Raw genomic sequence first — 19,877 nt, 5'->3', positions numbered from 1 at the left:
TCCCTCCTAATTGATGTCGTTAATCGTGTAAACCTTTACCTTCAAACCCTCACAAGCCTTCTCTAATTGCTTTCTACGGTGTTCTGTAGTTGTTACCCAAATAAGGGTTGGGTAATAGCCCAATTTCATGACAATGCTTTGCATTAATTCTTTGTATCTTTTAATCTTTTCACGATTTTCTTTCATGCTTTGTAGATTATCCACCTCTAAAAAACATTGGAATCCATTTCTTGAAAACATTGCATCCGCAACAATAAATATTTTGCCATTCGATATTTTAACTTCATTTTTCCAGTCTCTCGGGCATACATAAAATAACCAAAATTGATTGCGCATAATTACGTGCTGCACATGCCCACCTTTTTTTCTAACTTTTTCACAATCCACGTATTCACGTCCCTCTTTTGAGAGATAATAAATTGTCTGGTATCCTTCACGGATAGTCATAAGATAATCAGACAACCGCCTAAAAATTCTGTTAGCGTTACCTACTTTTCCTAACTTAAAATAAGTTCTTAATTGATCACGCGTAAGGAAGTCAAATTTCTTCAAAAGTAACAGCAGCTGTTCGTCCCTCGATGTTAGTTTTTTCATTGTGGCCATTATTTACCTCCTTCTCGGAGATGTGTGGAAGGATTGTTTCGCTAATTATATTAGAAGTGATTAGTGGTGTTTGAAGGATTTCGCGTTTTTCAGCAGTTTGATAGATAGCTCTACCTTTAATCTGTGGAAGGAGTTCGGCGCCTGTTTCGTCTAATACGACACGGCTTGCTATTGCGGATTGCACTCGGAAAGATAGTTTTGCATCTGAATTTTGTTTGCATTGTCTAGGGATTACATCACCAGTCGGATATTGGGTAGCTAGGATTAGACGGAATCCAAGCCCAGCTCCTAATCTTGCAATCTGTGACATAATTGTTTGGCACTCTTGTTTTAATTTCCTTTCTTCTGGTGTAACTACCTCTTGTGGATTTAATTCCCCTACTTCATCCACAATGACGAAATAACGCTCTTTTATATTCGCATCTTGTGCGTTTTTCTTGCCTATATTACGCACTTTAACCTGCAACCTTCTCATTTGTTCATAAGCCAATTTGAGCGTTTCTAAGGCTTCCTCTGGTTCGTAAGCAATCGATACACATTGTTTAATATTTTCATAGTCGCAAAGCTCGACTCCGCCTTTTAAATCAATCAAGAAAAAACGGACGTGCTCAGGTTCGCTTTGTAGCAAACTATTAATCATGGAATTAATGAAATTACTTTTGCCATAGCGAGTAGCCCCTCCTAAAACTAAATGAGGTATCTTTTCAAAATCATGATATCTGAATGAATTTCTATCCCTTGTTAACCCAACTGGCACAGACCATTTAAAACCACTTTGAAAAGGTACTTGTATTGGTAAAGGTTTGTCATAAACTCGAATGATTAATAATCCATCAAAATCAAGTTCGATTTCTTTCCGTTCCGTTAGTCTGTTCTTCCATAATTCTTGAAGTTGTTGAATGATAGTAGAATCAAATTTCAATGCCTTTAAATCAGCAAACCTAATTCGTTTCCTACGATTATTAATGCCATCTTGTAATACGTCTAATTTGCTCATGTAATCATTGAAACTACGACCTAATGGTATTCGATACTTATATTCCCATCCCCAGTCATATTGCTTTTTCTTAATCAGTTGAGTAGTTAAAGTGTCATTGCCATCTTTTACATTCAAACCACTCAAAGACATTATTCGTTGAATCTTACCACTTTCGTTAGTCGATAATCCTTGTTTTTTGATAAAAGCAGTAGCAGCAATACCACCAAAAAATGAGGTTGTTAAAATTTCGAAAATCAATTTTTACCGTCCTTTCCATCCAACAATTTTAATATCCCCTCAAGACTTTTAATTAGCTTAACCATTTGTTCTTAAGTTAGATTATTTTGATAAGACTCTAAAGAAAATATTTTCTCTAGATCGTTTTCAATTACTTCAAATTTGTTCATCTTTTTTCTATCCATTTCAAATTCCTCCATTCAAATTTTGGATGCGTCACTGTTCTCTTACGTAGTAAGAGTTACAGCCATCTGTCACATTAAAAAACGAACATGAAGCATTTAAAATAAAGGATTTATAGACTAACAAGTAGAAATAGTAGGGTGTCATTCAATCTGTTCTTAGATGTGCTATTCAATCTGTTACGTTTTTCTAATTTAATCTTACGTTTAACGGAAGATAAATATTCCGTTAAACAGATATTTTTTTATTTGGAGTGAACAGTTATGGAAATAGAAGTGAAATTAAAACAATTATTGAAAGATAGAGGAATGAAACAAGTTGAGCTCTCTAATTTAACTGGATTAACTCAACGGTCCATTTCTGAGCTATCCAATAACCAAGTTGAACGGATTCCAAGGAATTCGCTGTGTAAAATTGCAGAAGTATTAGGAATTGAGGATATCCGGGAGATTATTGACTTTAAAAAATAAAAGAGCCGGTAAATTCGGCTCTCTAAATCACATGAAACTTTCTAAATGCCTCTCGTTTACGACCTTCTGAAACAGGCGCATACACTTGAGTAGTGGTTGCAGGATTTTCGTGACCTAATAAATGCTGCAGATCTGCAATCTCCATTCCAGACTCCATGCCCAACATAGCAAACGTATGTCTCAAAACGTGAGGTGTAAGCTTTTTATTTATATCAGCACGTTGTTCAATCTTGTCTACCTGGTACTGAATACCTCGATTGGTTAAACGACGGAACGGCCTTCTAACAGTCGCAAATAATGCTGGGCAATCATCGTCTCGAGTTTTTAAGTATTTCTTCAAGAAGAACAAAGCTTTGTAGCTCAGGTATACCTTTCTTTCCTTATTACCTTTCCCGATAACGCGTGTGCTCATGTCCTGCCAGTTAATGTCCTCTAAATTCAAATTCCGTATTTCGGACAATCTACAACCTGTGCTGTAAAAGAATTCTATTAATGCTCTTTCACGTGCGTTTTCACAGGATTCTCTAACGATTTCTAACTCTTCTATGGATAGTCCTTCTCTAAGTCGCTTTGGTTGCTTTGGCATTTTAATCTTAAGTGTGGGATTCCTCAACAGAAAATCTTCCACTACAAGCCATTTAAAAAAGGAGCGCAATATAATCAGCTTTGTATTTACCGTACTTGCTTTCAATTCACTAAAGGTACCTAAAAACTTACGAATATCAGCTGTAGTTACTTGAATGATAGGTTTCTCTACAAAATCAATAAAAGCCCGTAATACATATTTGTAACTAGTGATTGTCTCATTTGAGTAATTTTCTAAACGGATCGAATTAAGGTATAGCTTTAAGTAATCCTCCGAATCCTCTTGATGCATTTCATTTGTTTTTTCTTCAATGTAATAGTTGGAAAGCAAATCATCTAGATATGTTTGCAATTTCACTTCATCAATATCGACAGATGACATTTTTACAATGGTTGCTATCTCGTTTAATAAATGCAGTCTAGACATTTATTCCCTCCCGTTATTCATAAGAGCATAAAAAAAGACCGCCTCCCGAATTGAATCGGAAAGGCGGTTAAATCAATTTTATAACCTGCTGAAATAAAATTGATATCCTGTAAACAAGTCTATTTTTACTCATTTTTAACAGGAAATCAATGCTTTATTCCAAAATAAAATTTTGGGCTATTTTTTAGTAGCTTTTCTGTATTCGATCGTTGCAAATTGTTCTCGTGTTAATGGTCTGTTAGGATTTTTACCGTTTACAAGCCCTTGAGACTGTGCCCATTCCCACGCCACTTTGTGATCTGGTGCTACTGCACGTTCTTTAACGCCGGCAAAAGCTTCTAGAACTTCAATTCGCTTTGCTTGAGCTTCAATAATTTTCTTTAATTCTTCGTATTGTGCCACAGTTAATTCCTCCTTTGTGTATGACGCTCCTTTTACTTCCTGCTCTTCAATAAACTTAACGCCAAAGGATTCACAAATACCTTTGGCAATTTCCAATGCGCACTCTCTACGGAATGAGTCTGATAACAATAACCTTGCTTCGCGCTCATTATCCATAAATGCACACTCTACCAATATCGCTGGAGCAATTGTATTACGGATTACGTAAAGATGAGTACCATCTTTTACACCACGATTTTTTTGAGATGTACCTTTAATCAACTGATTATGGACATTGTTCGCTAACTTTTTAGAAAATGATGAAGCTCCAACAAAAGTTTCTACGCCTTCAGGACTTCCCCAGCTTCCACTAGCGGCATTTGCGTGAATAGAAATATAAGCATCTACTTTAGCCTTATTAGCAGTGTTTACACGAGTAACTAGAGGGGTGTCGGCATCGGTAGGAGCAACTAAAATAGTATCAAACCCACAACGATTCAAATGTTTATCAAGGTATTTTACAACCACTTTGTTAAAAGCATTCTCGTACATAAAGGATCCATCGCTGAACTTAGGAGTACGTTTTCCTGGCGTTACTCCATTATCTCCGTGACCATCATCTAACGCTAGCTTAATTCTCGTCATTTGGAATCATCCTTCTTATTCGATGCTTTGAGCAAATCAAATGTACCGCTGGAAGCTAATCCTGAAACAATACCTGCCACAATCATTAGGTAAAGCGAGTACTCTGTGAGTGGCCAAATTAAAATGGCAATAAAAATTCCGACCACTATTGATGTAATCGGTAAGTAACGAGGACTAATATTTAATGTTTTTTTGAATACTTCAACTACTGCTGTAATAATCGCTAGTAAGGCAATCGCGATAATAAAAATTGCTGATAAATCCATCATTCATCATCCTTTTCTGTTTTAAATGAGTATTTTTCTATACGATCCACTCGACTTTCTAAAGAAGTTAAACTTCTATTGATACCTTCAAGTGCGATAGCTGTTTTTTCTTGTGAATCATTTGATCGTTCAAGATGGGTCATTAATTTATCTTCTCGCTCTTCTGCTCTTTTCGATAACTGTTCATTTTTCTCATACATTTTTTTAAGCACAAAGGCTGCTAATAAGATACATAAGATTGCCCATACCGCCTGAGATGTCGCTATTTCACTAAATGCTGCTACTAATTCCATGCCCTCACCTGCCCATAAAAATAGCACTGCTCGGTACAGTGCGTTTCTGGATCTTGTTGCAATATAAAAAGCACCCTCATTAAGTAAAATGTACCCTATAAGATGGACACTTTAAAAAAAGTCCTTCTTGTAGGGTACTTTTGTTTATAATGAGAAAAAAGATGTTGGAGCGGAATTAGAATGACGAAAAGATTATTAACGAAAAAAGAACAAGAACTGCTAAAAAGAAACCCTTATGTAAAGTCAGTCAGCGAGAAAGCGATTACCTATACCGACGAATTCAAACGTCATTTTATTGCAGAAAATGAACAGGGGAAGCTACCTAGAGATATCTTCGAGGAAGCTGGCTTAAGTGTGGACTTAATTGGAATGGATCGTATTAAAACAGCGGGGAAACGCTGGCGTGCAGCCTATCGTAATTCTGGCATTGTAGGTTTACAAGATACTCGTAAAATGAATTCCGGCCGACCTTCTGAACGGAAATTAACCCCAGAAGAAAAAATCGCCCGTTTAGAAGCGAAAAACCAGTTATTACGTGCAGAAAATGAACTACTAAAAAAGCTCGATCTACTCGAAAGGCAGATGTTGAAGAAGAAATTACAATCGAAACGAAACTAAAATTTGAATTAATCCACCAGACGCTTCAAAAGTATAAACTAAAGCGTATGGTGAGCTATCTATGTAAGGTAATGGGTGTGTCTCGTTCAGGGTTCTATCATCATTTTGATGAAAAATCAGCGCAAAATCGCGCCAAACAAGATGAAGCAGATGAAGTGGTGAAAGACATCATTTTAAAGGCGTATCATTTCCGAGGACGTAAAAAGGGAGCACGCCAAATTAAAATGACGCTTCAAAGCCAATATAGCATCACCTATAACTTAAAGCGGATTCGCCGCATTATGAAGAAATTTAACATCATCTGTCCAATTCGCAAGGCAAATCCTTATCGAAGAATGGTCAAAGCGACGAAAGAACACCGCATTTATGCGAACGAATTAAAACGCAAATTTAAACAAGGTATAGTGGGTAAAGTGTTATTGACAGACATCACATATTTGCCATATCGAAACGGCAAACGTGCATATTTATCAACGATTAAGGACGCTGAAACGAACGAAATTCTAGCTTATGAAGTGTCATCTTCTTTACACTTGGACATCGCTCTGAATACGTTGAAGAAATTAAAAAAACATTCGCATTTAGCAGAAGATGCCTTTATCCATTCCGATCAGGGTTTCCATTATACAAGCCCGATTTACCAGGCATTGGTGAAGAAAATGGGTTTAGGTCAGTCTATGTCACGGCGAGGAAACTGTTGGGATAATGCGCCTCAAGAATCATTCTTTGGGCATTTAAAAGATGAAACAAACTTTAGCAATTGTGAAACGCTTGAAGAAGTAAAACGTGAAATCAAAAGTTACATGACCTATTACAATCATTATCGTGGGCAATGGAATTTAAAAAAGCTGCCGCCTGCAAAATACAGACAGCAGCTTCAACAAGTTGCCTAGGCTCTTTTTCAAAATGTCCTTTACAAAGGGTACACTTTATAAGAGTGCTTAGTCATTTTTTAATCCTAGCTTTTCTTCAATTAGTTTTATGAAATATTCATCTGTATTACTAACATCTGAGTTAATAATGTTTTCAAAATACCTAAATACTTCAAATGATCTTTTTGTTAATAATTCTTCATAAATATCCGGATCAATCAATTCATTAGAAATAAGATTCTCTAGCAAAGTATCGTATTTTATTTTGTTAGCAATTTTCTCAGCTTCTAAATTTGCTATTGCCTTAGATATATCTTCTAAGCTTAGTGTCGTGAATTTGTCATTACTCAAAATACACCCTCCCTTCATTCACTAAATTCGACAAAAAGGGAATATATCCTTTTCAGGCATAAAAAATAACGCTAGCTTATGCTGCGTCTTCGTTAAGTAAAATGGAAGTTACCGTTTCACGTAAATTGCCTACGTTTGGAACATTTTCGATTGTCATTTCTCCATTACTTGCAAGAATAAGGATTACGTAAGATCGAGCGATACTTGAATTTTTAGTGAATGTCATTTTAAAAAGCTCCTTCATTATTTGGATTTGTAGTTTGAATATATTAATTGCTGTTTTTAAGAACATCGGCAACTACCTCTTTTAGGTTGCTGTAATCTGGTACATCCTCAACTTCTTTTATTCCGCATTGAATTAGTAAAACATAATCTTTCACGAGTTTACTAGATGTATTAAACATCAGCCAAGCCCTCCATTCATTGCCACCATCATTTCAAATAACTCAGTGTTAGATTGCGCCATTTCTAAACGTAAGTTTGCGTTTTCTGTTTTTAATTGTTGAACCACTTCTTCTATTGAAAGTGGTCTGTCGATGTATTCGTAATAAAATGTTTTGTCCTGTAGAGCAATCTTTAGTACCGCGTCTTTTGTTGAGTCTGTTGTATCAGGAGTCGGTATGTTGTCTACTAATATCCCTTTTTGTTCTAATTCCTCTTTTGTCTGCCCTAATCCGTAAACCTTGTCGAATGGTTTGTAATGCCTTGTTGTTACTACGCCATCGCTATCATATTGAATATAGATCATGCGCTTACCTCCTTATAATAAATAGTACTTTGTATACCGCTGTACTTTAATTATCCCGTTTTGCTCACTACTGCTGAATCTGGAGACGTATATATATTCGGGCGATATGGCAATCGCTCTTACATGCACCGAGATTGGCGTAGACCACTTTAGCACGCCATCCTCTGTATACCGTCCCACATTACTACTAATCGACGTGAAAATCTCGCCTGTAGCAAAGTCTAGTTGGGCCTCCTGTAACTGACTGTCTATAGCGAAGGCGTATGTTGCCACCAGATTCCCCTCGGTATCGTATAATTTCGTGTTAGTTGTATTTAATACATATATTAGATTGTTCACAGGATTATATAAGACGCATTTCGCACCTGCTTGTTCTGCGTATGTTTTGGACCATCGAAGGACCCCATCCTTCGTATATGACATAAGGGTTTTCGTTTCAGAATTGCCGGAGTTTCCATAACCCACATAATAAACGTTACCTATACTATCTGTCGTAACTGCTGCCCCGTTAACCATGACACTATTTACAGTCCAAATTATACTCCCGGCTTTGTTGATTTTATAAAGATTGATTCCCGCTAGATTTCCACTACATGAGATCAGTAAATTTCCATCCACGTCCTCATGAATATGATTCGCAGGGTATGTCGTGCTCGTACCCATCGACTTTGACCACACCAATTCTTTTGTTCTCATATTAACAACTGTTATTAGACCGTAATCCTTTACCATATATAAATTTAAGTCATGGTCGATTATCATGTGCTTAAGGTCATTCAAGGACCCGTCCTTTAGTGGAACAGTATCTAATAGATTGAGGTCTAGGTCGAATACCCTTATATTGTTGGTGGAATCATCGTAATATGCATATAGCCTGTCGTCGGGACCTAGCACGACCCCTTGACAATTCAAACCGGTTAATGGCTGTGCAATAATTTGCCCACCTGTAGTCACAGGTGCACTCAAACTACCGTCTGTAATGAGTTTTCCTTTTCGATACTTTCCTGCGCCATAACTTCCACCATGATCTCTAATATCAAACATGCACTACACCTCACTAACTAAAACACCATCTGAATCATAGGACAGTGTACGAATTGTAGTTTTTTCAACGCTTGTGCCATTTGCTCCATAGTAGGTAATGGTTCGCGTTGTATAATTTGGAGCAGTTCCACCGCTGAGAATGGATTTGACAGCAAGTGTCCCGTCAGTTCTTTTGTACTCAACAGTGGTGAAAGTTCCTTCTGAATCTTTATTGCTTTTATATATTTGGAAATCTGTTTGTTCAATTTGTTTTCTTGCACCTTCAGGTGTTTCTTTGCCATTCCAAGTAGTACGTTCTACTGGAGTGATGTGTCTGTCACCATCTAGAACATGTTCATCAACTTCTCGTATTACTGTTTCGAGATTTTTACCAGACGATAAGTCAATCACTTGATCACTGGATGTCTCTGGATAAAGAGTGTCATAGCCTTCCTCTGTTTTAATATTCATTCTTGCTTTTTGTAGCACATTTATCACTCCTTCCTAATAAAAAAACTAATAAAAAAACACCCTCGTTAGAAGGTGTCTTACTGCATAATATGGGACAATTGCCTATAACCATTTATTCTTGTTGTTATGCAAGTGCTTTGTAGCGTAAGCAAGCAAATGACCGAAAGCATGAGTATGGTAATCATTAAAACTACTATCAGAAGAAATTTCAAGTATCGTACCGGGTATTCCTTTTTCGATAAAACTAAACGCCATCCAACCTTGCCCTCCAAGTGTATAACTTTCTTGAACTGCTACATCCGGTTCGCTTTCTGTAACTACCTCTGGATGAGTTTCTTTGAAGTCAACATCCATTTGTCTTGCCCATCCAGCTAAATATTTGTTCATACGTAAATTCTTAGTTCCAACCCACATAGTATACTTATCTTGCGAATATGGATTGTATCTATGGAAATCCAACGCAAATATTATGTCTTTTTCAGTTTCTAATAGATTGTGAATATATTGCGACTCTGGTTCTGATAGCGCTACCGAACCGGAATCTGTACCAGCACTCCAACCTACTGGGAAATTTCTATTCAAGTTCACCCCGTTATAATTCGGGCGAGAATGGTTATTTACACCCCATACGTTCAAACAGGGGATGACTATAAAATGAATATTTCTTCTAAGAGTCTTTAACAATTCATTCCCTTGCCAGTTTTCAGTTAAATCCTCGAAAAATCTCATTGCACTTGCAATTGATTGTTTTTCATCACCATGAGTCCCGGTTATTACTAATATTTTAGGGAATGTTTCATTGTAATTTTTTAATGAACCCGGAATGTAATCATAGCGATAAACAGGTAATCCTGTCGTTTCGTTTGTTCCTATTGATCGTGACCAACGTGAAGGATGATTGGCTACAAATTCATCAAATTTAGCATACGCTATGTCGGATGTTAAAGTAGTATTCATAACTGGTGCTGTTGCAGTCGGCTTGTACTCTGCGTCCAAATTACCGGACAAGATAAAATTAGCTTTCTCTGTAACGCTAGGGAAAGATGCTGAATCAAGTTCGATGACTACAGCTTCATAGGGAGTGTATTCTGTAACTTCTTGTCCTTTCTCAATCTGGACTTTTTCAGCGTTAAAACCACTTGCCGAATAATGAACATACATATATTTAGCATTAGTAGGAGCTTGTGCAGTAGGCGCATTAACATAAGAGATGTATTGTGCGTTTGTATCTTCAAATCGAAATACGTTTACATTTCCACCCGACACGCTATAATACTCATTCGGTTCTACTTCTAAACGTTTAGATGTTCTCGAAGTAGCACTATTATAAAACTGCCCAGCTAATGAATCAGTTCTAACTAACCTGTTATCAAACTCCCCATTAAAAAGGTTTCTGCCTTTTTTAACGAAGGAAGTCATTTCAGGTTCGATATTTGGTAATGACTCTCTCCCTAGGTTAATTATTAAATTTGTATTTGGTGGTTCGTATGTTGTTGATAGTGAACCCTTTTCTACTTGCAATTCAAGAGGTTCTGCTCCATTTGTAGAAACGTAAACTACTAAGTACATTTGCTCTGCTGTGGTTGTGATGGTTCTAGTTGTTGCTAAATCGTACTGTGTACCATTAGTTGTAGTCATACCAACTACAGGGTAAGATGTGAAGGCTGCTACACGAAAACGGTCTGTATCATTAGATTTAGTAATAGTGTACTGTGTGTTAGGTTCAACCTCGACAATTGAACATTTAGCGTTTGGATCGGCATTAAATGTATAAGTAGTTGAACCGTTCAACACTGCATTAACAAAAGTGCCATCAAACTTATTTTTCCCTAATTTTACAAAAGCAGTTTTACTAGGTGTTACAGTCCCTTTTGCAATACCCGTACTTTGATAAACTCCTCCAGCAGTCCACGCTGTACCATTCCAGTAGTACCAATTCCCATCGGCAGAAATGACATAAATATTTGAATTACCTGTTGGAAAGGCTGATTGTAAAGCTGATAATGTTGCGTAAGTTCCTTTAGGCGATCCACTTGCTTGAGCAGTAATTTTCGTATTTAATGTTGATAAATTAGTATCTACATAATCTTTATCTGCTTTAGGAGTGACTAGAGTAGTGACTTCTGTTTTATCAGCTTTTTTATTCTCAAGTTCAGTTTTAGTTTCTGCCAATTGTTCAGCAAGACCTTCTACATTTTCCATCTTTGTTTTTGGGTATAAAGCGTCCCATTGTTTTGTGCCGTTATTGTAATTTTTTAAAGTAATATTCTTTTCAGCCATTTACTTTACACCTCTTCTTCTGCCCAGATTGATGTGGTATCTGACGGTGCTGTAGTGGATACATTCATATTTCCTAATACTAATCCTGAGTTATTGTTGTCAATAGTGGTTCCTAATTCGAACCAGATGCCTCCTACCGCTTGATTAGTTGGCATTTCCGCACCAACTTTAACATGGCCATTGCTTGTTTCGTGACTATTCAATTGTTGCGATACGGAATCTATATCAGACTTCGATGCATAGACAAGTGAAGAATCAATAGTAGCAGTAATATTCGTTGCATTACCGACCAATGTTTGAATATCTAAATTTCTTTCAATTAAATCTGAACCGCCACCAGGTGGGATATATTCAGCTAGTGCACCTGCATTCCCATAACAGTATAGAATTTCACCTAAATCAGGATCTTGTGCAAAAACGCCAATTTCACGAAAATAAAAGCCCTCAGTTAAATCGCTATTTGACCACACCGAACCAACCGTAGCTTTTCCGCCTGGTTGGACCTTTAACTTAGTAATGTTTAACGATTTCTTTTGGCTTATTAATCCATTTAAAGCTAGTATTGAGTTAGATCCTAATGTTCCGTCACCCATTGCAATTCGCGTATAGTTTAAAGGAATTCCTGTTTGTGCTTTCGATTGAAGGTTTTTACCACGATTTGTTAATACTAAGCCACCAAATGCTCCCATCTTATCTCACCTGCCTATATTCTTCTTTAATTCCTTGATGGACGATTCCGCCCCAATAAAGGTCCATGTTTTCACTTCTTAAAATAACCACACCATCTAATGTTGAACGGGTATTTTTCACTGTATTTAAAGCTCTTACAAACTCTTCGGCCCTTTCTTGTGTAACAGATTTATTGCTTGTCACCACTCGGAAACGATAGGGGGTACCCCCGTATTTAAACCATTCTTCAACTGTGCCTTCATCAAAGAGGGTTTCTATCAATATTTCAACAGCTCTTGGAGTCCCTTTAATCTGATGAATATACACGCTATCTTTGATTAGTTTTCTTTTTGTCTCGATATCTAGTGACCTATCATAAAAATCTACATGAAAATAATAAGCAACGTGATCTAACACGTCGCTTTCTAAGTGATCTATTCTTGGTAGTATGAGGGTTTTATTAATATCGTTTACTAGTACTGAGAAACCCGAATCTACAGCTTTTGAAGCAGCTATAATGTCTGGGTCTCTTTTTAAATTTTCGGGTAAGAGATCTGTTAGTTGTACTTCAAAAATACTCTTACTCATCCTCAAACCCTCCAAACGAAACTGATTTAATGTTTACAACAGCAACTTGAATATCGCTTAGCACCGTATGATTAGGAGAGGAAATTTCAATTCTTTTAGCTCCAGCAAGAATTGTTTTCGCTGTTAATTCTGATGGATTTATATCTCTACCGATTTTTGAGCGTTGCCACATTGTGTACTCATCAACCGAATGTTCTACTCTAGCTCTCATATCTTGTTCTACACTAATATCTGAACTTCTTAGGTAGTAAACCACATCTAAATCATATTGAATAATTTCTGGTGCCCCAACTTGTACCTTATCGGTTAAAGGTCTTCTAGACTTATCACTCATGTAAGAAAGCAATCCATCTAACAATGTTTGATTTGGAATTTCTCCATTTTGCAAAAGTACTCGAATATCAACAACTCCATCGCTTGGAGAAAATATCTTTACATCAGAGATAAGTGGACTGAACTGACGAACAAAATATTCATATGCCCCTTCTGGACCAGCAGTTGAGAAACCTTCAGGCGCTAAATGAATACGATTGCGATAATTATCATCATTCTCTGCTTCTATTCCACCGCTGCTTGTTTCAATATTCTCAACAGTAGCATTATAAGGTAAAGGATCTACGAGAATATTGATTTGGCCAGGTGTGAAATCATTGCCTATCGTCCCCGTTTGTACGCATTGTGTTAAGACCTCAACAAACGTTACTCCGGCCGGTATAACGGTATCTTCGATAACAGTAAAATAAATTTCGTTCCCCGGGCTAACTCTTGTACCAGATGGTATTATTTCGTTGGTAGGTCTGGCAGCACTTAAATTAAATTTCATCAACACTCTAGCTGATTCTGCAGCTAGTTTATCGGTTCTGAAAAATGCTCCTAAATTTTGTAGAACTTCGCCTCTAGCATATTTCAATAGGTTTTGTTTGGCTGTGTCATTCAATATGACTCTTAACTGTAATTCTCTTAATGCTTGAGAATATAAAAATATTCTGATAGGATCACCAGGATACAATTTTTTTATTTTTCCGGTTTGTTGAAAGTATGCTGCTTCATAACCAGAAATCATATCATTTAATATTTTATTGGCATCCGTTTCAACAAACGTTACTTCTGGTAAATCTTTAAGATTCAGAGACAACCTCAATCACCACCTTTGGAATAAGTTTACCGTTTACAGTATCCACTTCAAAATCAACCTCTTTTACACTTGCTCTCGGTTCGTAAATGCTAGTTTTTTCAGCGTATTCTACAATTAACCTACCTTGAGCTAATGGGATTGGCATATCTAAAAAATCAATATTAATACCAAACTCTCTATCAAAAGGAACGGTGCCTGCAATTGTTGTATAAAGCGTCTTAAGATTTTGAAAGATTTCTGAGTTTCCTTCTGCAGCAAAGTCTATATCGCTTATCAGGACTGAAGAATAATCAATTATCATACTCGTTCCACATACTCCTCTAATTCAATATCTAAATTTCCACTTAATACTTGCCCTTTGTTTAAGATGGTTCCCCACATTTGAGATACCGATTTAACAACCCATTTATCAACACCTAAAAATTTGTTTCCGATAACCAACTTTGCAGCTGAACCAGCTCTTGCTTTAACTAACCAACGGTCCATTTCCTTCAGAGGATGAACCCCATACTGTCCGTTTAGCTGAATTGTAAAAGAAATAGTGTCTAAATCCGGTCCAATGAACTCGGATGTTGGTTTCTTTCCTATCACTTCATGTTTTGCCCATCTACTTGCTGTGTTCCTTTGAAAGTCCGAAAAGGTTAATATACGAGAATCGTTTGTTTCAAAATGAATATCTCCGTAATATCCAATCATAAAATCACCTAACTTCCAATGTTGCTTGATCTGATGGTACCTGTAGCCACGATATCACCTTGTACATTCAAATTCCCAAATATAGTGATAGGTTCACTTGAATGTATGCTTAGTTTTCTTGAGTCTTTTTTATATTCAATAAATGTGCCATCACTAAATTGCTTTCGGTATATATTTTCATTTGCAACTGGAGGTAAATTTATATCTGAATAAAATGTTCTTAAGCAAAATCCTTGGCCGATATCATTTCCTAAGAATAAACATAGGGCTTGTTGTCCAATTTCAGGAATATCATATTCAAATGCCATTAAAGGTAAATCACTTATGATTTGATTGTCTCTGTCTTCAAAGAGCACATCTACAGTTCCTGTGACTGCGTTAATGGAATTAACCTTTCCTACTCTTATTAAATTTCTCGCTAACACTAGGGCATCATTGGTCATTAATAGCCCTCCAATACTTTTCTTATTTCTAAATCTGTTGTGGAGCCTCCGCCAACGTTATGGGTTGCTTTGGTGATGAAGTACTTACCATCGAAAGCGCCGAATCCCTTTAAATTTATACAGGAAGAGCCTAGCAACTCGAGATTAAGAGTTACTGACAACGAACCCGTATATTCGGTTTTATTTAATTTTCGAAGCGTTTTCTGTGCTAAGCGCCTTGCTTCTTCACCAGTACTTACTTTTGCATTTAATTGATAAATCTTGTCTTTTTCTTTATCGATATCTCGAATACTAAAGAGGAACTCGATGTTTTTACCGATTTTTGAATCATAGTATTTTACATTCACACCAGCATAGGCAGTGTTAGAAAGAGAAGTTTTAAACGAATAATCTAATACTATTGAATCGGACTCATTATACGTAGCAATTGCTTTCCTTTTTTCAAATTCTTCTTCATCAAAAATAACAATTTTGCTGTCTGTTAGCTTCATAGATAAGCCTTCTTTCTCACACAGCTCAGATAAAAATGAAGAATCGGATTTTTCGGTCTGCTGAATGTTTTTGTATACTGGATTAGTAGTCCCGATAAATTGAAGTGTCAAACCTGCACGTTTGGCAATATCGGTAGCTATCGCTTTAATAGTGACATTTCTCCAGGATTTACTGCGCTCTGTATTAGAAAAGTTAGTATTCAAAGGAGATGAAATAGCATTAATCGTCATTACTCTTGGACGACCGGAAAACTCTGGTTCATCTACAAAAAAACGACCACATGACAATTTCTGTCTGTCGCCGTCTTTTCTCCAGTTTGTTGTATGCAGGGTTGAATCTATTACATCTCCTTTAGAAGGAAACCACGGACCACTCCATTTTTTCTTTTCATCTTTGAGTGACACGCTAACGCTATCAGCTTCGCCCGAAGCATTATCGGTGTATGTAAAGCTTATGAGATCAGCTGAAACTTCTTTTGTTATATCTACACCTGAGTAATTTAATTTTATAAAGGCTCTTCTTGCTTCCATTATCCAGAACCTCGCTTCCAAGGAGGTAGATTATCAGAAATTGATTCTTCTATTACTGGAATGTTTAACGTAATACCTGCAGGGAATATTACGTTAAATACTTGTTCTATATTTTCTTCCATCAAGTCATTTGCAAGCAACGTATTTCCCATTTGTTTATGAGCAATGGAGTCCCACGTATCACCAGAAACAGTTGTGTAAGTTATCAAATCATCCACCTCCTTAATTAAGCCCTAGCCTTTTCTTCTCCGCTTCATATTGTTTCATTAATTTCTTAAATTCTTTAAATGAAATACCTAACGCTTTTTGAATTGTAGATTCATCTGCATTACCTTGAATTGTAAATTGGGGATTAAAGATAATAGTTGGCTCGGGATTTCCTCCTCCGCCATTGCCTTTCTTGCCACTACCACCATTTAATAAAGATTCTAATTTTGATAGTGGAAGGACCGCTTCTTGTTCTGCTCCCTCTCCAATCATTGCTAAGGTTGGTCCAGTTGTAATACCACCTTTTGCAAGCATAGGGATTTTCGGAATTTTAAGTCCGAATGATTTTCCCCCGACTCCTGGTACCCAATCTGGTATATCAACATTCAGCTTATTCATACCGCCGATTACTGCGTTGGCAGCCATGATTAGCCCATTTATTGCACCTTTACCTACTGAAAGTACACCATTAAACATCCCACGGATCAGCCCGGATATAAAGCTTACAACTGTACTCACAATTGATTTCAGAGAAGAAAAAGGACTTGCCATTACTGTTCTTAGTTGAGTAAATATTAAAACAATATTGGACCATAATAGCTTTAAAGTTCCCCAAATTTGACTGAAGAATCCACCGACAGTGGAAACTAGTCCTCCGAAGGCTGTTCTTATTACTCCAAAAGCTGAAGCGAAAACATTCCGCACTGCCGATACAATGGACATGAAAATATTAACCCCGAATGTTCGCGCTAGATTAAATACTTGGATAAACATACTGACTCCATTTTTGACTATACCCACCATTTTACCGATGGCTTTAAAAATGGTTTGAATGATATTACCGGCAATTCTGTAGAAACCTGAAACAAATTGATGGTAATAATATTGGACATTGGTTGCTATTTTTTGACCTATACCTTTTAAGAACCCGAAAAAAGTTGTCGCAATGGCTTTGATTGAGCCTACCAATTTACCAATCATAAGCAAATTCCATAGATTCCAGAGGAATTGAACTGCTCCACCTAACAATTGCTTTACTCCATCCCACAATCCCGACCAATCCCCTGTAAATAACGTAGCAAATACTTTTACCAGGCCGAGGATAATGTTTAACGCGCCTTGAATGACGCCTTTTACATTGGTCCAAACAGTTTTAAGGATGAAGAAGACTATTGGAGCTAACACTTGGACTACTTTAGCTATAAAACCAAAAATGTTTTGTGCAGCTTTAACTATTTGGGCTCCATTTTCTTCGAAAAATGTTTTTATTTGCCCCCAAATTTCTGTGAAAAAATTAACAGCATCTAATACAATTGGACCTATAATGTTTTTTATTGATTTAATGATTGGTGATAGCTTACTAATAGCACTTATAAATGCATCTTTTATTTTTGAAAGAGTACCCTTTACCTCACTCACTTTAGGTAAAGCCTTAAACATTGGTCCGATTAAACTAGATACTTTTGAAAATGCCTTCCCTGCCTTGTCTAATGAACCTTCTACAAATTTTTCAATTTTTGGCATGTGAGTTGCGAATCCTTTTGAAAGATCCGTAAGTACAGGAAGGAGCCTCTCACCAATTGGTATTAACATACCTGTTTCAATTTGTCTTTTTATCCCTTGGAACGCTAAACCAAGTGAATCATATTTGATATTTTTAATCTGCTCCATCGTCATCTTCGTCATATCAAACTGACTTCTAACATTTGCCATTGAGGCAATTACGTTCATTTCCAAATCCTCTGCTTGGGTACCGAATAAACCAACAGCAATGGCATTTTGTTCTGCTGGATTTTTCACTTTTTTAATCGCTTCTACGACTTGATTAAATGCTTTTTGAGCCGCAGGACCTCCAGCAGCAAACGTTTGAGTCATTTTTTCTCCACTCATTCCAAGCATGTTAAAGGCTTCCATACTTGTCTTGGAACCATCTTTTGAACGGATTCCAAACTCTTTTACTGCATCCCCTACTTTGTCGAGGTTAAAAGCTCCATTTTCTAAGCCTGTAGAGAAAATATCGAACATTTGATTTGCATTAAAGCCTAATGTCGCAAAATATGGCGCATATTCGTTTGCAGAATCGATTAACTCATCTGATTTATTAAGGCCATTCTTCGCACCTTGAGCGAGTAAGTTGTAAGCTTGTTGACTAGTAATTCCAAAGTTCCTCATCATTGTGTCGGATGCTTTGATTGATTGACTGACTTCTTCGCCAAAGACATCACGATAAATAATTGCGTTTGCCGTAGCAGTTTCTAACTCTTTACCAGCTAGTTTTGTTACACTTTCAGCCGTAGAAATAGCTTGCGCAATATCTTCCCAATTTTCTCCGAGATTTTGATTATATATATTTTTAGACATTTCCCTCATTTCAGCCATTTTAGCTGCCGAAACATCCGTTGAAGATTCAACTTGTCTCATAGCCTTCTCGTATTCGCTAGTAGCCGATATCACACCGGTTGTGAAACTTACGAAAGCAGCACCTGCAGCAATAACACCTGCACTTAAACCGCCTATCGTTCTAGTAAGATTTCCAGAACCTTCATTCAATTTTGCCACGCGATTTTGAGTATCCGATAGGTTTCGGTTCGCATTGGCAAAAGCTGTTCTCATGGATGAGTTCATCGAGGCGCCTAATTGAAAGGCAATTTGATAAGATCTTGTATTACTCATTTCGCCTTCATCACCTCTTCCGCATCTTCGATGGTTTCGCTAAGCTCAAAGAAGTTCATTTTCACAAAATAGTCTATACTTGTTTTTAGGGAAATAGAAAGACGAATGCAAAGTTTCCTTAGCATTCGTCCGTCAATTTGTTTTATATATTTTTGTCCGTCTCTTTTAATAATTCCTAAGCGTTCAAAAAACCCATCACCATATTTTTCACTTTAACGCCCTCACTAGCAGGGAGCTTTTCAAAGAATTCTACTGGCTTTTTCGATGCTTTAGCAGCAACAATAATTGCATAACCAATTGTCACTTCATTCATAACAGAAAACTGTCCAGATGTACTGAATTGTTTATCCGCTTCAATCAAATCTGTTGTAGTTAAATCATCAAGACCGTTTAAATCAACTTCTTTATACTCTTCACCTTCAAAATTAAATGGCTTTTTAAATACTACTTTCTTTTCTTCTTGGACTGCATTCATAGTTAATCATTCTCCCTCTTAAATTAAATTTCTAACATCAGCAAGCATATCTTCGCCATCGACAATATAAATAGAGTTGAGCTTGTCCAGTTCTAATAGAACTCGTCCATTCTCTTCAATTTTCATGTAAAGAACTTCGATAGTGTTCTTTGTTTCTGTTTGGGTACCAGCAGCTAATTTCCCTAATTCCAAAGCTTTTGGAAGACCTCTAAGAGTGATTTTTAAACCTCTTTGTTGGATACCTCCACCAGATACATCGTAGCTTTGTTGTGCTGCTCTAAGTACAATAGATCTTCCTTTATGTTTAAGTAAACTAAAGGATTTATCTGTTAAAGTTCTAAATGGAATTTCAATCGTGATACTACCGAAATGTCCTGGTGTTGAGCTTTCATACTCTCCAAGCATACCTGCACCGGATACTGTTTCCGACATTGCCTCTAAAGTTGGTAGAGTAACTTCTGCAGCTACCCCAACTAATTTTTCTGTATCATCATATACGTTATAACTATGGACTTTTTCTGGAATTGGATTACTCAT

Annotated in this window: 26 protein-coding genes; 2 read left to right on the top strand and 24 right to left on the bottom strand. The window is 36.8% G+C overall.

Annotation, left to right across the window (positions count from 1 at the left end; translation table 11 throughout):
* Positions 1-6: 6 nt before the first annotated feature.
* A complete protein-coding gene (locus LG296_RS01795; RefSeq protein ID WP_404427329.1) occupies positions 7-594 on the bottom strand; it encodes a replication-relaxation family protein in 588 nt (195 codons plus the stop codon).
* On the bottom strand, positions 539-1,840 hold the full coding sequence (locus LG296_RS01790) for an FtsK/SpoIIIE domain-containing protein (protein WP_404427328.1): 1,302 nt from the start codon (positions 1,838-1,840) through the stop codon (positions 539-541). Before LG296_RS01790 ends, LG296_RS01795 begins: the two co-directional genes overlap by 56 nt.
* Positions 1,841-2,265: 425 nt before the next feature.
* Here LG296_RS01790 and LG296_RS01785 point away from each other — a divergent pair, with 425 nt between their 5' ends.
* On the top strand, positions 2,266-2,472 hold the full coding sequence (locus tag LG296_RS01785; RefSeq protein ID WP_404427327.1) for a helix-turn-helix domain-containing protein: 207 nt from the start codon (positions 2,266-2,268) through the stop codon (positions 2,470-2,472).
* Between the two features lie 22 nt (positions 2,473-2,494).
* Here LG296_RS01785 and LG296_RS01780 read toward each other — a convergent pair whose 3' ends face one another.
* The 4 genes from LG296_RS01780 to LG296_RS01765 form a co-directional block, all read right to left on the bottom strand.
* Entirely contained in the window at positions 2,495-3,484 is a 990-nt protein-coding gene (locus tag LG296_RS01780; RefSeq protein WP_404427326.1) for a tyrosine-type recombinase/integrase, read from the bottom strand.
* A gap of 177 nt (positions 3,485-3,661) precedes the next feature.
* Positions 3,662-4,510, bottom strand: coding sequence for an N-acetylmuramoyl-L-alanine amidase (locus LG296_RS01775; protein WP_404427325.1), 849 nt, complete (start codon positions 4,508-4,510; stop codon positions 3,662-3,664).
* Positions 4,507-4,776 (bottom strand): holin, encoded by a 270-nt coding sequence (locus LG296_RS01770; RefSeq protein WP_404427324.1) that lies wholly within the window; start codon positions 4,774-4,776, stop codon positions 4,507-4,509. Before LG296_RS01770 ends, LG296_RS01775 begins: the two co-directional genes overlap by 4 nt.
* The gene (locus LG296_RS01765; protein ID WP_404427323.1) at positions 4,776-5,096 is read right to left on the bottom strand and encodes a BhlA/UviB family holin-like peptide; all 321 of its coding nucleotides are present in this window, start codon (positions 5,094-5,096) and stop codon (positions 4,776-4,778) included. The genes LG296_RS01770 and LG296_RS01765 overlap by 1 nt, the downstream gene beginning before the upstream one ends.
* A 153-nt stretch (positions 5,097-5,249) precedes the next feature.
* Between LG296_RS01765 and LG296_RS01760 the strand changes: the two genes are divergently transcribed.
* Positions 5,250-6,580 (top strand): IS3 family transposase gene (locus LG296_RS01760; RefSeq protein ID WP_235867716.1). Its coding sequence is split into 2 segments (ribosomal slippage): positions 5,250-5,631 and positions 5,631-6,580, totalling 1,332 coding nucleotides; the frame shifts between segments, so codons are not numbered across the junction.
* A gap of 48 nt (positions 6,581-6,628) precedes the next feature.
* Here LG296_RS01760 and LG296_RS01755 read toward each other — a convergent pair.
* The 18 genes from LG296_RS01755 to LG296_RS01670 all read right to left on the bottom strand — a co-directional run bounded on the left by LG296_RS01755 (position 6,629) and on the right by LG296_RS01670 (position 19,877).
* Positions 6,629-6,910: a hypothetical protein gene (locus LG296_RS01755; protein WP_404427322.1), complete on the bottom strand. Its 282-nt coding sequence runs from the start codon at positions 6,908-6,910 to the stop codon at positions 6,629-6,631.
* A gap of 76 nt (positions 6,911-6,986) precedes the next feature.
* Entirely contained in the window at positions 6,987-7,136 is a 150-nt protein-coding gene (locus tag LG296_RS01750) for a hypothetical protein (RefSeq protein WP_404427321.1), read from the bottom strand.
* A 43-nt stretch (positions 7,137-7,179) separates the two neighbouring features.
* On the bottom strand, positions 7,180-7,314 hold the full coding sequence (locus LG296_RS01745; protein ID WP_404427320.1) for a hypothetical protein: 135 nt from the start codon (positions 7,312-7,314) through the stop codon (positions 7,180-7,182).
* Positions 7,314-7,658, bottom strand: a complete 345-nt coding sequence (locus LG296_RS01740) for a hypothetical protein (protein ID WP_404427319.1) — start codon at positions 7,656-7,658, stop codon at positions 7,314-7,316. Before LG296_RS01740 ends, LG296_RS01745 begins: the two co-directional genes overlap by 1 nt.
* A 12-nt stretch (positions 7,659-7,670) precedes the next feature.
* On the bottom strand, positions 7,671-8,420 hold the full coding sequence (locus LG296_RS01735; protein WP_404427318.1) for a hypothetical protein: 750 nt from the start codon (positions 8,418-8,420) through the stop codon (positions 7,671-7,673).
* A 285-nt stretch (positions 8,421-8,705) separates the two neighbouring features.
* The gene (locus LG296_RS01730) at positions 8,706-9,170 is read right to left on the bottom strand and encodes a hypothetical protein (protein WP_404427317.1); all 465 of its coding nucleotides are present in this window, start codon (positions 9,168-9,170) and stop codon (positions 8,706-8,708) included.
* A gap of 84 nt (positions 9,171-9,254) precedes the next feature.
* Positions 9,255-11,432 carry a M14 family zinc carboxypeptidase gene (locus LG296_RS01725; protein WP_404427316.1) on the bottom strand — a complete coding sequence of 726 codons (2,178 nt, stop codon included), beginning with the start codon at positions 11,430-11,432 and terminating at the stop codon, positions 9,255-9,257.
* 5 nt (positions 11,433-11,437) lie between these two features.
* Entirely contained in the window at positions 11,438-12,121 is a 684-nt protein-coding gene (locus tag LG296_RS01720) for a phage tail protein (RefSeq protein ID WP_404427315.1), read from the bottom strand.
* Between the two features lies 1 nt (position 12,122).
* Positions 12,123-12,689 (bottom strand): phage tail protein I, encoded by a 567-nt coding sequence (locus LG296_RS01715; RefSeq protein WP_404427314.1) that lies wholly within the window; start codon positions 12,687-12,689, stop codon positions 12,123-12,125.
* Positions 12,682-13,824 (bottom strand): baseplate J/gp47 family protein, encoded by a 1,143-nt coding sequence (locus LG296_RS01710; protein WP_404427313.1) that lies wholly within the window; start codon positions 13,822-13,824, stop codon positions 12,682-12,684. Before LG296_RS01710 ends, LG296_RS01715 begins: the two co-directional genes overlap by 8 nt.
* The gene (locus LG296_RS01705; RefSeq protein ID WP_404427312.1) at positions 13,808-14,125 is read right to left on the bottom strand and encodes a hypothetical protein; all 318 of its coding nucleotides are present in this window, start codon (positions 14,123-14,125) and stop codon (positions 13,808-13,810) included. Before LG296_RS01705 ends, LG296_RS01710 begins: the two co-directional genes overlap by 17 nt.
* Positions 14,122-14,520: a phage tail protein gene (locus LG296_RS01700; RefSeq protein ID WP_404427311.1), complete on the bottom strand. Its 399-nt coding sequence runs from the start codon at positions 14,518-14,520 to the stop codon at positions 14,122-14,124. The genes LG296_RS01705 and LG296_RS01700 overlap by 4 nt, the downstream gene beginning before the upstream one ends.
* 8 nt (positions 14,521-14,528) lie before the next feature.
* On the bottom strand, positions 14,529-14,963 hold the full coding sequence (locus tag LG296_RS01695) for a hypothetical protein (RefSeq protein WP_404427310.1): 435 nt from the start codon (positions 14,961-14,963) through the stop codon (positions 14,529-14,531).
* On the bottom strand, positions 14,963-15,985 hold the full coding sequence (locus LG296_RS01690) for a phage late control D family protein (RefSeq protein ID WP_404427309.1): 1,023 nt from the start codon (positions 15,983-15,985) through the stop codon (positions 14,963-14,965). The genes LG296_RS01695 and LG296_RS01690 overlap by 1 nt, the downstream gene beginning before the upstream one ends.
* Entirely contained in the window at positions 15,985-16,194 is a 210-nt protein-coding gene (locus LG296_RS01685; protein WP_404427308.1) for a phage tail protein, read from the bottom strand. Before LG296_RS01685 ends, LG296_RS01690 begins: the two co-directional genes overlap by 1 nt.
* A 13-nt stretch (positions 16,195-16,207) precedes the next feature.
* Complete coding sequence (locus LG296_RS01680) at positions 16,208-18,865, bottom strand: phage tail tape measure protein (protein WP_404427307.1); 2,658 nt, start codon at positions 18,863-18,865, stop codon at positions 16,208-16,210.
* 175 nt (positions 18,866-19,040) lie between these two features.
* Entirely contained in the window at positions 19,041-19,340 is a 300-nt protein-coding gene (locus LG296_RS01675) for a phage tail assembly protein (protein WP_404427306.1), read from the bottom strand.
* Between the two features lie 18 nt (positions 19,341-19,358).
* The gene (locus LG296_RS01670; RefSeq protein WP_404427305.1) at positions 19,359-19,877 is read right to left on the bottom strand and encodes a phage major tail tube protein; all 519 of its coding nucleotides are present in this window, start codon (positions 19,875-19,877) and stop codon (positions 19,359-19,361) included.

Source organism: Ureibacillus chungkukjangi (genome assembly GCF_044795995.1).
Lineage (GTDB): Bacteria > Bacillota > Bacilli > Bacillales_A > Planococcaceae > Ureibacillus > Ureibacillus chungkukjangi.
This window is presented reverse-complemented; position numbering and strand designations above follow the sequence as displayed.

Bases quoted from the DNA above. Each gene is read 5' to 3' on its own strand.
- LG296_RS01795 (WP_404427329.1), bottom strand. From the start codon at position 594: ATGAAAAAACTAACATCGAGGGACGAACAGCTGCTGTTACTTTTGAAG.
- LG296_RS01785 (WP_404427327.1), top strand. From the start codon at position 2,266: ATGGAAATAGAAGTGAAATTAAAACAATTATTGAAAGATAGAGGAATG.
- LG296_RS01780 (WP_404427326.1), bottom strand. From the start codon at position 3,484: ATGTCTAGACTGCATTTATTAAACGAGATAGCAACCATTGTAAAAATG.
- LG296_RS01775 (WP_404427325.1), bottom strand. From the start codon at position 4,510: ATGACGAGAATTAAGCTAGCGTTAGATGATGGTCACGGAGATAATGGA.
- LG296_RS01770 (WP_404427324.1), bottom strand. From the start codon at position 4,776: ATGGATTTATCAGCAATTTTTATTATCGCGATTGCCTTACTAGCGATT.
- LG296_RS01750 (WP_404427321.1), bottom strand. From the start codon at position 7,136: ATGACATTCACTAAAAATTCAAGTATCGCTCGATCTTACGTAATCCTT.
- LG296_RS01745 (WP_404427320.1), bottom strand. From the start codon at position 7,314: ATGTTTAATACATCTAGTAAACTCGTGAAAGATTATGTTTTACTAATT.
- LG296_RS01740 (WP_404427319.1), bottom strand. From the start codon at position 7,658: ATGATCTATATTCAATATGATAGCGATGGCGTAGTAACAACAAGGCAT.
- LG296_RS01735 (WP_404427318.1), bottom strand. From the start codon at position 8,420: ATGATAATCGACCATGACTTAAATTTATATATGGTAAAGGATTACGGT.
- LG296_RS01725 (WP_404427316.1), bottom strand. From the start codon at position 11,432: ATGGCTGAAAAGAATATTACTTTAAAAAATTACAATAACGGCACAAAA.
- LG296_RS01720 (WP_404427315.1), bottom strand. From the start codon at position 12,121: ATGGGAGCATTTGGTGGCTTAGTATTAACAAATCGTGGTAAAAACCTT.
- LG296_RS01715 (WP_404427314.1), bottom strand. From the start codon at position 12,689: ATGAGTAAGAGTATTTTTGAAGTACAACTAACAGATCTCTTACCCGAA.
- LG296_RS01705 (WP_404427312.1), bottom strand. From the start codon at position 14,125: ATGATAATTGATTATTCTTCAGTCCTGATAAGCGATATAGACTTTGCT.
- LG296_RS01700 (WP_404427311.1), bottom strand. From the start codon at position 14,520: ATGATTGGATATTACGGAGATATTCATTTTGAAACAAACGATTCTCGT.
- LG296_RS01695 (WP_404427310.1), bottom strand. From the start codon at position 14,963: ATGACCAATGATGCCCTAGTGTTAGCGAGAAATTTAATAAGAGTAGGA.
- LG296_RS01690 (WP_404427309.1), bottom strand. From the start codon at position 15,985: ATGGAAGCAAGAAGAGCCTTTATAAAATTAAATTACTCAGGTGTAGAT.
- LG296_RS01680 (WP_404427307.1), bottom strand. From the start codon at position 18,865: ATGAGTAATACAAGATCTTATCAAATTGCCTTTCAATTAGGCGCCTCG.
- LG296_RS01675 (WP_404427306.1), bottom strand. From the start codon at position 19,340: ATGAATGCAGTCCAAGAAGAAAAGAAAGTAGTATTTAAAAAGCCATTT.
- LG296_RS01670 (WP_404427305.1), bottom strand. From the start codon at position 19,877: ATGAGTAATCCAATTCCAGAAAAAGTCCATAGTTATAACGTATATGAT.